We start from the raw sequence: 13,978 nt of genomic DNA, 5'->3' as shown, positions 1-13,978 counted from the left end.
GTTGTCTTGTCCTGCGGGTCCAAGCCTGCCATGCCGCCGCGATGCCGTGCCCATCGGCACGGTCCGCGCGTACGGCGTCGGCCCTTCCCACCTGCGGCGCCCGTTCGAATGTGATGTGGACCGCGACATCCCGCCCGCTCGCCGACCTCCGACACGGGCGTGACTTTATCGGTTCCGCGACGGCTCCGGCGGAGCGGGCGCGGGCCCGGTCCGCGGCGAGCGCGGCGCACGCCTGGCCCGGTCCGCGGCCGGCGCGGTCTACAGCGAGGCCATGATGCGGCGCGGCGCGTCCAGGAACCGGCTCACGCCCTGGACGAGCAGCGGCGGCTGGTCGGTGTCGTCGCGCGACACGTTGAGCACGTAATAGACCTGCTCGATGGAGGGCGGGCCGACCGCGAGGGTGCGCAGCGCGGCCTGGCGGCTGTCGGCCTGTCCGGTGCGGACCAGATACGCGGCGGCCATCGAGCCCGTACGGCCGACGCCCGCGCCGCAGTGCACGAAGACCGGTCCCGGCGAGGTCCTGACGATCCGCAGGAACGTGTCGACCTGCCGCTCCGTGGGGGTCTGGCCGTCGCGGATCGGCAGCCGGACGGCGTGCAGGCCCGCGGCGGAAGGCAGGGCCAGTTCCGCGGGCGACAGATCCTCCGCCCTGAGGTCGACGACGGTACGGATGCCCTGGTCGGCCAACGCCCGGTAGCCCGCGGCGGTCGGCGCGGACCCGCGCCACACGTGCGGGTCGACGGCCAGGAAGTGGTTGATGCCCGCCGTCCGCTCGCCGGAACCGGCCGAGGCGCCGTGCCGCGCCCACGCGGAGACCGCGAGCATGCCGCCCGCGGAGGCGGCCCACAGCACGCCGTAGCCGAGCAGACAGCCGAGCAGCACTTTCGTCACCCGCCGCGCCCAGATCCGGGCGCCGGGGGCGGCGGGCGGTAGGGAGCCGGGCCCGAAGTCGCCCGCGGGATCGGGTTCGTGGTCGGTTCCGGGACCGCGCGCCGGGCCGCGGACAGAATCGCGTACGGAATCGCGTACGGGCCGCCGTAACGACGTCGGGGCAGGGACCGGGATCGGGATCGGGAGAGCGGCCGATTCGGACAAGCGGGGTTCACCACCTGGGGAGCGGAAACCTGGGGACAGGTGCCGCCGTCCCTCCCCGAGGGCAGCGGTCGTCCCGTCAGGCTAGCCGCTGCTTCCGGGGCCAGTGCCCGATTCCGGTACGCGGGCCCCGCGCCGGGGGCGCGCAGAGGGCGGGTCAGTGCGGGACTCCCGCCTGTCCCGTGCCCAGGACCTTGGCGTGGGCCCGGTTCACGCTCGCGTCCGAGAGGCAGCCGCGCAGCCGCATCATGTCGTGCGGACTGAGCGCGGGCCGGATGACGCCCGCGAAGACGCCGTCGGCGAGCCGCCCGAGGCTGGCGTCGGGGTTGAGCGAGGAGGTGGAGCGGCGGCAGCCCTCCCACAGGTCGCGGGCGGCCAGTTCACGCGCCCTGGCGTCGTCGGTGCCGTGCACGTCGATCCGGAAGACCACGGTGCTGGCCGCCGCGTCGGGCCTGGACTCCTCGCGGGTCTCGGTGGCCTCCGACAGCACATAGACGAGGTAGACCAGCAGCACGACCCCGGCGGCCGCGCCGAATCCGGTCAGCAGCGGGCGCAGTCGGCGCGCGGGCGGCACCGCCGGGTTGTCCTCCAGTTGGGTGATGACGCCGTGCACGCCGCCCGAGGGGGCGGCGAGCGGCGCGAGGCGGCCCGCGAGCCGCCGTTCCGCGCCCGGCCGCGCGGTGACCGCCGCGATCCGCTGGATCACCCAGGCGACACCGGACAGCGCGGCGCCGGTGACCATGAGGATCGGTACGAAGACGAACGTACGGTTGCCGCCGTCCACGCCGTCGCGGCTGTCCCCGTAACCGCCGCCGCTCGCACCGCCGTTGCCGTTGCCATTGCCGTTGCCGAGCCAGCGGAAGGGGTTCGCGGAGGTCTCCCTGGCGTGTTCGAGGCGCTGCCGTACTTCCTCCATCCGGGCGTCCGCGTCACTCAGCCGCCGTTCCAGACGGCCCATCCGGCCGAGCAGGATCACGCAGACGAGGAAGCCCTCGACGGCGAGGAGCAGCACCCCGCAGATGACGGCGCGCTGCCACTCCCAGCGGTAGAGGTAGATCACCAGGTAGATGCCCGCGGCGAGGGTGGACAGGCCGCCGAAGAGGTAGCTGACGTACTTCACGCGACGGCCCCCTTGCGCGGTTCGTCCCGCGCCTCGAGCGCGGCGCGCCCGTCCCTGGGGGCGGGGGCGTCGTCGGACCCGTCCGGCTCCGCGCCCGGTGCGTCGGACGCGCCGCCCGTCCGCTCCACCGTTCCCGTACCGCCACCTGTCGGCTCCACCGCCCCCGTACCGCCGTCCACGGCGAGCCCGGAGCCGGGGGCGAACCGGCCGACGGCGTCGGTGACGCCCACGACGGTCGGCACGTGGTACTCGCGGGCCAGCACCGCCAGGTGCGACAGGACGCTGCCGGTCTCGGCGACCAGGCCCGACAGGCCCGGCAGCAGCGGCGCGAGCGCCGGGTCGAGCGAGCGGACGACGAGCACGGCGTCCGGCGGCCGTACGCCCGCGCCGTCCCAGGCGGTCCCCGCCCCCTGACCGCCGCCCGCGCCCTGGCCCTCGCCCTGTCCCCGACCGGTACGGCCGCGGGCCAGGCTCACCGCCTGCGGTGCGCCGTCGGCGAGCCGGAAGGCGGCGGGCAGCGGCGGGGTCTCGGGGCGCGGGGTGCGCTCGGCCAGGTCGGCCGGACGGCCGCGGCCCGCGCCGACGCCCAGCAGTTCGTCCCAGCGCAGCAGCGCGATCTTGCGCCGCTCGCCGACCAGGCAGTACGCGTCCATCCGGGTGCCGATCTCACGGACCATCGCGGCCTGCATCTCCTGCACCCAGCGGATGCGCAGCCGCAGCCCCTCACGGACGCTCAGGAAGCCGACACCGCGCGGGACTCCGTTCCAGCCGACGCGCTCGGGCAGCGGGCCGTGCTCGCCGAGGGTGGGCGGCAGCAGGGTGAGCAGGACGGGGTGGTGGGCGATCAGCTCCGCGTCGGTGGCGCCCCGGCCGCGGCCCTCGGCCAGTACGGCCAGCGCCTCGCCCGCCGCCGTCGTCCCGCCGCCCGTACCGACGCTCGCGGCGCCGCCCGTACCGCCGCCCGTACCGCCGCCCGTACCGGTGCCCGTACCGGTGCCGGTGTCCAGCAGCGCGCCCGCCAGGGACTCCTGGGCGTGCAGGGCGGACAGGGCGTTGCGTCCCCAGGAGACGGCGTTCAGCAGCTCGCCGCTGAGCATCTTCCGGGGCGCCCTGAAGTCGTGCAGCTGCCGGTCGACGTCGGCCATCAGGTCCTGCGCGAGCAGCGGCAGCGCGCCGCGCAGCCGTCCGACCCGCCAGGCCGCGGCGGCGCGGCGGGCGCCGGGGGCCGGGTTGATGAAGTGCAGCACCGGGTGCGCGGGCGGTGTCACGCCGAGCAGCCGCAGGTCAGCGGCGGCGCGGCCCTCGACGGTACGGGCCACCGGCAGCTTGCGCAGCCGCCGCCGGGACGCGGCGCCCGCGATGTCCAGGGCCAGCGTCAGCCCGTGCGCCATCGGCGCCAGCCACAGGTCCTCCTCCAGCGGCTGGAGCACACCGGGCAGCGTCTCGCTCACCGGTCCCGGCCCCAACAGCCGTGCCCCGCGCGGCGGTCGGGCCGCCATCGCGGTGATCGGCCGCGCCTGGAACAGCCACAGCCGCCCGTCGTCCGCGAAGCCGAACTCGATGTCCTGCGGCCCGCCGTACACGCGCTCGGCGCGCCGGGCCAGCCGCACGAGCCGGACCAACTGCCGCCGGGTGAGCGGCTGCCGCTCCCGCGCGGTGACGGTCCCCGGCTCCGGCCGCCGCTCCCGACGGCCGGGCAGCGGCCGTGCGAGCAGCCGGGTCACCCGGCCGTGCCCCGAGGGCGCGGGTTCGGTGCGCAACAGCCGTCCGCGGCGGGTCAGTTGGTAGCGGACGCCCTGCGTGCTGCCGTCCACGAGGCGGTCGGGGCCGCCGGGGACCGCGCTGATCAGGACGCGGTCGTAGCGGCCCTCGACGGGGTCCGCGCCGAACATGACGCCGCCAGCGGCGGCTCGCAGCATGGGCTGGACCAGGACGGCCATGTCTCCGGGGAGGACTGCGGGTTCGGCCGCGTCGTCGGCGTCCGGTCCTGGCCCAGGACCGGGCCCCTGTCCTGGCGCGCTTCCTAATCCGGCTCCAGTTCCGGCTCCAGTTCCGGTTCCGGGTCCGGGTCCAGTTCCGGGTCCAGTTCCGGGTCCAGTTCCGGTTCCGGCTCCGGCTCCGGCTCCAGTTCCGGAGATGTCCTCCGCGGACGGCCAGGGCGGCGACGGCACGCGCGCGGCGGAGTCCAGCACCGCCCGCACCGCGTCGGTGAAGTCGTCCCAGCCGCGTACGTCGAGGACGGACTCGAAGCGGCCCGCCATGGACGACTCGGCGGTGTCCTCGTGCGCGGAGGAGGAACGGACCACCAGCGCGGCGCCGTCCGGTCCGCCCAGCTCCTGCCAGGCGCGGCGCAGAGCCGCCGTCCCGGCCGGGGCACCGGGCGCGCGGGCGGCCGGGACGAGGGCGAAGCCGGGGAGCACCGGCAGCCCCCGCGCCGCCGCCCGGGCCAGATTCGCCGCCTTGGCCCCGGCCAGCGCGGCCTCGTGGGCCAACGGTGATTCCAAGGGCACCACTGCCAGCTCTTCAGCGTCGACGCGCATCTGCGCTCCTTCCGCGGCTGCCGCCCGGGTACGCGTGCGCCGCCGGGCTCGTGGCCCGCGGCGGACGCGCCTCCTCGACTACAACGTCCCTTCACCCAGGAGACCTTCCCCATCCACCAACGTGACGTGAGGAACGCCTCATAGGTGACCGCCTACTCTCGAAACGGCGGTTTCCGGCCGCCCTGACAGCGGCCGGTCACCGGGCAGTTGACGCGCTGACGGGCTGCGCAGGCTGTCCCCCACCAACGCCAGAGGGTGGCAGGAAGTCATGGCTGGCGATCCGAGGTGGCCGCTACGGAGATCCCCGGCCGTTCCCGTCAGGCCGCCGCCTCCAGGCGGCGTCTCGCGCTCGGGCCGATCACCGCGTCCCATGTGCCGCCCGTCTTGAGCCACTCGCGCACCAGGCGGCCGAAGTCGGGCCAGGAAGCGGCCAGTTCGACGACCCGGCGGTCGAACTGCGCGGCGCCCTCCGGCGTACGGCCGAGAAGCAGGCCGACGCGGTGGACCAGGTCGCGGGTGAGGACGGTCGGCCTGCGGTGGCAGCCGTCCGCCGCGGCGGCGAGCAGGGCGTCCAGGACGCCGGGGTCGCGTTCCGCCGCGAGCACCATGTCGAGGAGTTCCTGGCGCAGCGGCCGGGACAGGTGGGTGCCGGGGGCGGCGAAAACCGGGAGCAGTGCGCGGCGGACGTCCGGCGGGTGGTCGGTCATGAGCGCGGCGGCCAGCGGCAGCAGGACGGCCCGGACGCCGGGGCCCTGTTCCAGCCGCCGGTCCAGGAAGCGGGCCACGTCGGCCGCGCCGTCCGGGTGGTGCAGCAGATGGTCCTGGGCCAGGGCGGCGGCGCGCCGGGCGAGGGCGGGCGAGGTGACCCCGGCCAGTTCGTCCAGCACCTCGGCGGCTCCCCCATCGGGGTAGGGGGCGCGCAGCCGGGTCTGGAAGGCGGCGAGTACGGGTTCGGGGTGCGTGCCGAGGGCTGCCGCCAGTGCGCCCGCGGGCAGATGGGGATCGCCCGCCGCGAAGTGCCGCAGCGCCGCGTCGAGATGGCGGGAACGCGTCACCGAATCCCGTACCAGCAGGCCGAGCGCGGCGCCGTGCAGAGTGCAGTCGCCGGGGCGGGCCAGGATCGCGAGGGCCGCGTACCGCAGCAGTTCCCGGTCGGCCTCCGAGCGTACGAACGCGGCGGCGCGGCGGCCGTACGAGGCTGCCGCGACATGGCGGTCGGGGCGCGGGTCGTGCGCCCACCGGTCGACGGCCCTGCACACGGCGGACGGCTCGTCCTCGGCGAGCGCGGCGAGCACTTCGTCGGCGCCGGGGTGCCCTGCGGCCACCAGCGCCTCGGTCAACTCGTCCACGGCGAGCCGCCGGTGGGTGTGCAGCAGCGCCTGCGCGGCGGACGCGACGGTCAGCCGGGGGCCGTCCGCGCCCGGCGCCGTCTGGAGCGGCCGGTCGTCGTCGAACCACCCGCACACCGCCGCCAGGGCCTCGGCCGGCGCCTCCCGCAGCAGCTCCGCGACGGCGGGCAGGAAGCGGGTCTCGGGGTCGGCCGGTTCACCGGGTACGGGCGGCCGGTCGGCGGGCAGCAGCAGCCGCAGCAGTTCGAGCCGTTCCCCCAGCGGCAACGGCACCCGCCGCCAGAACGCCGGGCCGAACTCGCCCAGCCCGCCGAGCCCCTCGGGCGTGAACCCTCCGCGCTCCACCGACCGCACCGCGACCCGCTCGGCCAACAGCCGCAGCACACCCCGGTAGTTCCGCGCGTCCCCGAGCCGCGTCACCACCTCTCCCACCAGATGCGCGGCCCACCACACGGCATCCCCCCGCCGCGCCGACACCCCGTCACCGCGCCGGGCGCGCGGCCCGCTCGCGTACGACGGTCCTCCGCCTTCGCACGAGGAGTGGCCCCACGGCGCACCCCCGGTGGCCGCGCCCCCGCCCTCGTCCGGCCCCCCGCACGGCCCCCGACCCGGCGCGCTGTCTCCGCCGTCCAGCCGCTGCCCCGAACCGACCGTCGCAGGACCGCCGCCGGAGCTCCGCTGCCCGCTGGCACCAGCCCCGGCCCCGCCCGTACCGCCGCCGCCGCTCGGCCACCCGCCGCACGCCACCGACCACCCCGCAGGACCGCCGCCGGGCACCCCCGCACCGCTTCCCGCACCGCCAGCGGGCACCACGCCCGCTCCCCCGCCCGACGCTCCCGCGCTCCCGGCGAGCAACCCCACCGGCCCGCCGCCAACGCCCCCGCCCCTACCCCCGTCCGGCACCCCCTCGCCTCCGCCGCCCCCGCCTCCCTGGCACGGACCCGCGGGCGTCGGGCGGGGGCGCCGACGGGAGCGGGGGTTCGGGACCGTCTCGGTGTCGAGATAGGCGTCCGTGCAGGCGTCCCACGCGGGTCGGCGCACGGGGGCCGGGCGGCGCGGCGGCGCGGCCGGGTCCGGGTCCGGGGCGCTGACATGGCGGGTGGGGGCGATGGCCTGGTGGTCGAGGCGGTGGATGAGGTGGCGCAGATGGCGGGTCAGGGTGTCGGGGTCGGTGGCGAGCATGGCCTGGAGGACCGGGCCGAGGCGGTGGCGCGGGACGGGGAGGGAGCGCGGCCCCGAGGGCGGGGCGACGGCCGGGGCGGGCGGGACGGGCGGCTCGCCCGCGTGGACGGCGGCGGGCCGCTGCGGCAGCCGTACCGGCGCCTCCGTGCCGCCCGCCGGTGCCGCGAACCAGCGGTGGACCAGGGCGTGCAGGGCCGCGTCCAGGTCGAGGTGGAGGCCCTGGAGCCAGTCGGCGACCTCCTCGTGCGCGAAGCGGTATCCGGCGCCCGCGGGCACCAGCAGCCCTTCGGTGAGGACGGCGGACGCCCACCCCGTACGCCACGGGAAGAGGTCTTCGAAGGACTCGCGGTCCAACTCCCCCTGCCCCGGCCCCAGACAGCGCCGCGCCGCCTCGTGCACCTGCCCGGCCACCCGCGTGGCCAGCCGCCGTACGCCGTTGCCGCGTACCGGCCGCTCGGCGCTCGCGGCCAGCCGGACCGCGATCCGCAGGCACACCAGGTCCAGGTGGGCGGCGAAGATCTCGGCGCGGGTCGGCGCGGCGCCGTCCGTGGCGGTGCCGCCGGGCAGCGACGCCTGGATCTCGGAGAGCAGGCGCAGCGCCAGCGGGTGCGCGGCGTCGGCGGGCCGCAGGGCGTCCGGCGCCAGGCCGTGGCGGGTCCGCGCACGGACCGCCTGGACGCCGGTCAGGTCGCGGAGCCGCAGGCAGGGCGGCAGCGCGCGGACGGCGACGTACGGGGCGGGCGGCGGCGCGTACGCCATTCCCGCGGGCAGCAGCGACCCGGCCTGTTCCCAGAACTCCGGACGGCAGCCGACGATCAGCCGCACCCCGCCCGCGCGCAGCCAACTCGCCGTGCCCGCCGTCCAGTCGGCGAGCGCGTGCGCGAGGACCGGGGGCATCTCCTCGGGCGCGTCGAGCAGGACGAGCAGCGGCCGTCCCGCGGCCCGCGCGAGCGCCGCGACGGCGTCGGGCGAGGCGAACGGCGGGTCGCCGCCCACAGCGCCGCCGCGCCCGGCGGCGGCGCACACGATCCGGGCGGCGGTCCGCAGCGAGCGTTCGACGGCGTCCTTGATCCCGCCGTCGCCCGGCCGCAGTTCGGCGCCGCGCAGCCAGACGGTCGGCGCGGGTTCCGCGCCGCGCGCCCGGCGGGCCGCAAGCGCGGCCAGTTCGGTGCTGCGCCCGCTGCCGGGGTCGCCGACCAGGCCGAGCACCAGCGGCGCGGTCTCCCCCCGCGGCGCGAGGAAGTCCCGTAGCGCGTCGGCGACTTCGGGCCTGGCGACCGGCTCCCGCCACTGGCCGGGCCCGGCCGCGGAGCCGACCGACGTACCCGTGAGCTGGAGCGCGCCCGCGAGGTTGAGGTGCGGACCGTAGGCGGGCACCGTCGCCGCGTTCCTGGCCAGCAGCGCGGCCAGCGGTTCCGGCGTGCCGGGTCCGGCCCGCAGCGGTACGGCGAAACCGGCCGCCCGGTGTCCCGCGTGCAGCGCGGTGACCGCGACCGCGAGTACCGCGCCGGTCGCCGCGTCGATCAGCGGCGCGCCGGAGGACTGGGGCGCGACCCGGCTCATGTCGGTGGCGCCGAGGCCCAGTTCGTAGACCTCCTCCAGCAGGTGGAAGCGGTCGGTGGCGGTGTACGTGACGGACGCGGTGCCGAGGACGACGCCGTCGGTCCACTGCGGGACCTTCAGCCGTACCCGTCGCTCGGGGTGGGCCGGGCCGCGGGGCGCGATCGGCAGCGGCGGCAGATTCAGCCCCTCGGTGGCGACCAGCGCGAGCCCGGCTTCGGGCAGTACGGTGATCGCTTCCGCCTCGACCAGGCACACCTGGTCCCCCGGCGCGTGCAGCACCAGCCGGGCGAGCCCGTCGACCGCCTCGTGGCTGGTCACCATCGTGCCGTCGGCGTCCGCGAGGAAACCCGTCCCGCGTGGCCGTCCCGCCAGGTCACAGACCCGCACCAACGCGCCGTCCACGTCGGCCCCGCGTACCGCCATCGGGCACCTCCCCCACCGCCGCGCCCCGTTTCGTCCCGCTTCGACGGTAGGTGCCCGATGATCTCCCGCCTAGATCGCGGAGGAAAAGCGCCCCCCTGTGCTCCCTCGCTTCACTCCGAGCGCCCGCCCATTGGGGTGATTTCCGGGTTCCGGATGGATAGGGAGACGTGAGGGGGGACCGAGGGGGATCGTGGAGCGGGGCCGCTCAGGGGACAGACGGCCGCGCTCCACGGTGTCCAGAGCCCGGCCCGGTCACACCGGGCCGGGCACGGGCGCAGGGGGGACGGACGGCTATTCCGGGAAGACCGCCACGATCTTCACCTGGCCGTCCTTCTCCTCCACCAGGGCCAGGAAGCGGCCGTCGGGGCCGAAGACGGCGGTCGGCCCGTCGGGCAGCGCCGGGGCCTTGATGCGGACGCCGTTGGCCAGCAGCCGGGCCTGGTCGGCGTCCACGTCCCAGCGCGGGAAGGCCGCGTCGGCCGCCTGCTCGATCGGCATGACCGTGCAGGACTCCTCCAACTGCTCCAGCGTGCGCGCGGTGTCCAGCCCGTACGGGCCGACGCGGGTGCGGCGCAGCGCGGTCAGGTGGCCGCCGACGCCGAGCCCGGCGCCCAGGTCGCGGGCGAGGGCCCGGATGTAGGTGCCGGAGGAGCAGACGACGGTCACGTCGAGGTCGACGGCGCCGACGGCGTCCTCGGGCTCGTCGACCCGGCGCATGTCCTGGACGGTGAAGGAGTGGACCGTCACCGGCCGGGCGGCCAGCTCGAACTCCTCGCCCTCCCTGACCCGGGTGTACGACCGCACGCCGTTCACCTTGATCGCGCTGACCTTGGAGGGGACCTGCTGGATCGGGCCGGTCAGCGCGGCGATCCCGGCGTCGACGCTCTCCCTGGTGACCCCGGTGGCGTCGGCGACGGCGGTGATCTCGCCCTCGGCGTCGTCCGTCACCGTCGTCCGGCCGAGCCGGATCGTGGCGACGTACTCCTTCTCGGTGAGCGCGAGGTGGCCGAGCAGCCGGGTGGCCTTCTCGACGCCGAGGATCAGCACCCCGGTCGCCATCGGGTCCAGCGTGCCCGCGTGCCCGACCCGCCGGGTCCCGGCCAGCCGCCGCATCCGCGACACCACCCCGTGCGAGGTGAGCCCGCCGGGCTTGTCGACGACGACAAGCCCGGACGGGGCCCCCTTCCGCGCTCGGCTCGCCTCCGGTCGCTCAGAGCCGGTATGTGTCATGCGCTTGCCGGACCGCCCTCGGAGTCGGGCCGGGTGTCCGGGTCGGCGGCGGCCGGGACGTCGAGGTCGTCGTCCAGTTCGTCGTCGGACGGCTTGCGGTACGGGTCCGCCTCGCCCGCGTACTGCGCGTCGGTGGCGGACTTGCGGACCTCCTCGTCGGCCGCGCGGGCCTTGGCGAGCAGGTCGTCGATGGTCTTGGCGTTGTCGGGCAGGGCGTCGGCGACGAAGGCCAGGCTCGGGGTGAACCGCACCCCGGTCTGCCGTCCGACCTCGGAGCGCAGCACACCCTTGGCGCTCTCCAGGGCCGCGGCGGAGGCCGCCCGCTCCTCGTCGTCTCCGTAGACCGTGTAGAAGACTGTCGCCTCCCGCAGGTCGCCGGTGACCCGGGTGTCGGTGATCGTCACGTACCCCAGCCGCGGATCCTTGATCCGCCGTTGCAGGGTCTCCGCGACCACGACCCGGATGCGGTCGGCCAGCTTTCGCGCCCGCGCGGTGTCGGTCATCGTCTTCTTCTCTCTGTGTCCTTGGGCGTTCTGCTCACTCGTCGTCGCCGTGGATACGCTGCCGTGCGGACAGCAGTTCCACTTCGGGACGGGCGATCATCCAGCGTTCGCACCGGTCGAGTACGTCCTTGAGGTGTCCGAGGTCTCCCGACACCACCGCGATTCCTATTTCGGCCCTGCGATAGAGGTCCTGGTCGCCGGTCTCCGCCACGCTCACCGCGAATTTGCGGTGCAGCTCGGCGACGATCGGACGGACGAGGGACCGCTTCTCCTTCAGGGACCGTACGTCACCCAGGAGCAGGTCGAAGCACAGCGTGCCTGCGTACATGGGTACGACGTTACAGCCGACGGCCGGGGCCGATCGACGGGATTTCTCCCGCCGACCGGCCCCGGCCCCGGACCGTCGCCCGGCCGTACGGCGTACCGCACGGCCGGGCAGCCGCGTCAGCCGCGCGGCTTCTCGCGCATCTCGTACGTCGCGATGACGTCGTCGATCTTGATGTCGTTGTAGTTGCCGAGGTTGATACCGCCCTCGTAACCCTCACGAATCTCGGTGACGTCGTCCTTGAAGCGGCGCAGGCCGTCGATGTTGAGGTTCTCCGCGATGACCTTGCCGTCGCGGAGCAGACGGGCCTTGGTGTTGCGCTTGACCTCGCCGGAGCGGACCAGCACACCGGCGATGTTGCCGAGCTTGGAGGAGCGGAAGACCTCGCGGATCTCCGCGGTGCCCAGCTCGACCTCCTCGTACTCCGGCTTGAGCATGCCCTTGAGGGCCGCCTCGATCTCCTCGATGGCCTGGTAGATCACCGAGTAGTAGCGGACGTCGACACCCTCGCGCTCCGCCATCTGCGCGGCACGGCCGGCCGCACGGACGTTGAAGCCGATGACGATGGCGTCGGAGCCGGTCGCCAGGTCGATGTCCGACTCGGTGACCGCACCCACACCGCGGTGCAGGACCCGGATGTCGACCTCGTCGCCGACGTCGAGCTGGAGCAGCGAGGACTCGAGAGCCTCCACCGAACCGGACGCGTCGCCCTTGATGATGAGGTTGAGCTCCTGGACCAGACCGGCCTTGAGCGCCTCGTCCAGGTTCTCCAGGGAGAACCGGACACCCTTGCGGGCGAAGCGGACGTTGCGCTCGCGCGCGGCCCGCTTCTCGGCGATCTGGCGGGCGGTACGGTCCTCGTCCACGACGAGGAAGTTGTCGCCCGCGCCGGGCACGTTGGTGAGACCGAGCACGAGGACGGGGGTCGACGGGGTCGCCTCCTCCACGTTCTCGCCCTTGTCGTCGAGCATCGCGCGGACTCGGCCGTACGCGTCGCCGACCACCATGGTGTCGCCGACCCGCAGCGTGCCGCGCTGGACCAGGACGGTCGCCACGGCGCCGCGGCCGCGGTCGAGGTGCGCCTCGATCGCGATGCCCTGCGCGTCCTGCTCCGGGTTGGCCCGCAGGTCGAGCGAGGCGTCCGCGGTCAGGACCACGGCCTCCAGCAGGGAGTCGATGTTGAGACCCTGCTTCGCGGAGATGTCGACGAACATCGTGTCGCCGCCGTACTCCTCGGCCACCAGACCGAACTCGGTGAGCTGTCCGCGCACCTTGGTCGGGTCGGCACCCTCGACGTCGATCTTGTTGACCGCGACCACGATCGGCACGTCGGCCGCCTTGGCGTGGTTCAGCGCCTCGATCGTCTGCGGCATCACACCGTCGTTGGCCGCGACCACCAGGATCGCGATGTCGGTGGACTTGGCGCCGCGGGCACGCATGGCGGTGAACGCCTCGTGGCCCGGGGTGTCGATGAAGGTGATGGCGCGCTCTTCGCCGTTGACCTCGGTGGCGACCTGGTAGGCACCGATGTGCTGGGTGATGCCACCGGCCTCGCCCGCGACCACGTTGGTCTTGCGGATCGCGTCGAGAAGCCTGGTCTTACCGTGGTCGACGTGACCCATGACGGTCACGACCGGCGGGCGGGAGACGAGCATCTCCTCGCCGCCCTCGTCCTCACCGAACTCGATGGAGAACGACTCGAGCAGCTCGCGGTCCTCCTCCTCCGGGCTGACGATCTCCAGCACGTAGTTCATCTCGCCGGCGAGCAGCTCCAGCGTGGAGTCGGAGACCGACTGGGTCGCCGTGACCATCTCACCGAGGTTGAGCATCACCTGAACGAGCGACGCCGGGTTGGCGTTGATCTTCTCGGCGAAGTCGGTGAGCGAGGCACCGCGCGACAGGCGCACGGTCTGGCCGTTGCCGCGGGGCAGCAGCACGCCGCCCACGGACGGGGCCTGCATGGCCTCGTACTCCTGGCGCCGCTGACGCTTGCTCTTACGGCCGCGCGCCGGACGGCCACCGGGGCCGCGACCGAACGCGCCCTGCGTGCCACCACGGCCGCCCGGACCGCCGGGACGCCCGCCGAAGCCGCCGGGACGGGGACCGAAGCCGCCGCCACCGCCGGGAGCACCGCCACCGGGGCGCGGACCGCCGAAGCCGCCACCGCCGCCACCGGGACGACCGCCGCCGCCGGGACCCGCCGGACGGCCGGCGAAACCGCCGCCGCCACCGGGACGCGCGCCGGGACCGCCGCCACCGGGACGGCCGCCGGGACCACCGCTACGGCCGCCGGGGCCACCGCCGGGACGCCCGCCCGGGGAGGGCGCGGGCCGCTGCGGCATCATGCCGGGGTTCGGGCGGGGGCCCGAGGACTGCGGGCGGGGCATGCCGCCGGGGGACGGACGCTGTCCGCCGGGACCGCCGGCCTGACCACCGGGGCGCGGGGCGCCGCCGGGACGCGGCATGCCGCCCGGGGCTCCCTGGCCGCCGGGGCGGGCGGGACGGTCGTCACGCCGGTCGCCGCCGGGACGCGGGGCGCCGCCGGGGCGCTGCATACCGGTGGAGCCGCCGGACGTGAAGGGGTTGTTGCCGGGACGCGGGCCCGCGGGACGGGCGCCGCCGGGGCGGGCACCGCCCTGGCCGGGACCGGC

The 13,978-nt window shown here is 75.6% G+C and carries 8 protein-coding genes and 1 pseudogene; all 9 read right to left on the bottom strand.

What is annotated here, in order from left to right; all coding sequences use genetic code 11:
• Nucleotides 1-258: 258 nt before the first annotated feature.
• Nucleotides 259-891 (bottom strand): dual specificity protein phosphatase family protein, encoded by a 633-nt coding sequence (locus ABZX65_RS35270; protein ID WP_355349793.1) that lies wholly within the window; start codon nt 889-891, stop codon nt 259-261.
• A gap of 358 nt (nt 892-1,249) precedes the next feature.
• Complete coding sequence (locus ABZX65_RS35265) at nt 1,250-2,212, bottom strand: hypothetical protein (protein ID WP_355349790.1); 963 nt, start codon at nt 2,210-2,212, stop codon at nt 1,250-1,252.
• Complete coding sequence (locus ABZX65_RS35260; RefSeq protein ID WP_355349840.1) at nt 2,209-4,152, bottom strand: PEP/pyruvate-binding domain-containing protein; 1,944 nt, start codon at nt 4,150-4,152, stop codon at nt 2,209-2,211. Before ABZX65_RS35260 ends, ABZX65_RS35265 begins: the two co-directional genes overlap by 4 nt.
• A gap of 249 nt (nt 4,153-4,401) precedes the next feature.
• Nucleotides 4,402-4,752: pseudogene (locus ABZX65_RS35255) on the bottom strand (PEP/pyruvate-binding domain-containing protein); the annotation flags it as partial.
• A 317-nt stretch (nt 4,753-5,069) separates the two neighbouring features.
• A complete protein-coding gene (locus tag ABZX65_RS35250) occupies nt 5,070-9,269 on the bottom strand; it encodes a serine protease (RefSeq protein ID WP_355349787.1) in 4,200 nt (1,399 codons plus the stop codon).
• 291 nt (nt 9,270-9,560) lie between these two features.
• On the bottom strand, nt 9,561-10,499 hold the full coding sequence (truB, locus tag ABZX65_RS35245; RefSeq protein ID WP_355349784.1) for a tRNA pseudouridine(55) synthase TruB: 939 nt from the start codon (nt 10,497-10,499) through the stop codon (nt 9,561-9,563).
• Nucleotides 10,496-11,002: a 30S ribosome-binding factor RbfA gene (rbfA, locus tag ABZX65_RS35240; RefSeq protein ID WP_355349781.1), complete on the bottom strand. Its 507-nt coding sequence runs from the start codon at nt 11,000-11,002 to the stop codon at nt 10,496-10,498. Before rbfA ends, truB begins: the two co-directional genes overlap by 4 nt.
• Before the next feature lie 34 nt (nt 11,003-11,036).
• Nucleotides 11,037-11,330 (bottom strand): DUF503 domain-containing protein, encoded by a 294-nt coding sequence (locus tag ABZX65_RS35235; RefSeq protein WP_355349778.1) that lies wholly within the window; start codon nt 11,328-11,330, stop codon nt 11,037-11,039.
• Between the two features lie 116 nt (nt 11,331-11,446).
• Nucleotides 11,447-13,978, bottom strand: a 2,532-nt coding sequence (gene infB, locus ABZX65_RS35230; protein WP_355349775.1) for a translation initiation factor IF-2, incomplete at its 5' end; no start/stop codon positions are given.

Origin of the sequence: Streptomyces sp. NPDC003300 (genome assembly GCF_040610915.1) — a bacterium.
In the GTDB taxonomy this organism is placed as follows: domain Bacteria; phylum Actinomycetota; class Actinomycetes; order Streptomycetales; family Streptomycetaceae; genus Actinacidiphila.
Note: the sequence above shows the minus strand (reverse complement) of the source record. Positions and strands in the feature narration are given on the sequence as shown.

Coding starts and splice junctions, on each gene's coding strand:
- ABZX65_RS35260 (WP_355349840.1), bottom strand. CDS start 4,152: ATGGCCGTCCTGGTCCAGCCCATGCTGCGAGCCGCCGCTGGCGGCGTC.
- ABZX65_RS35250 (WP_355349787.1), bottom strand. CDS start 9,269: ATGGCGGTACGCGGGGCCGACGTGGACGGCGCGTTGGTGCGGGTCTGT.
- ABZX65_RS35235 (WP_355349778.1), bottom strand. CDS start 11,330: ATGTACGCAGGCACGCTGTGCTTCGACCTGCTCCTGGGTGACGTACGG.
- rbfA (WP_355349781.1), bottom strand. CDS start 11,002: ATGACCGACACCGCGCGGGCGCGAAAGCTGGCCGACCGCATCCGGGTC.
- truB (WP_355349784.1), bottom strand. CDS start 10,499: ATGACACATACCGGCTCTGAGCGACCGGAGGCGAGCCGAGCGCGGAAG.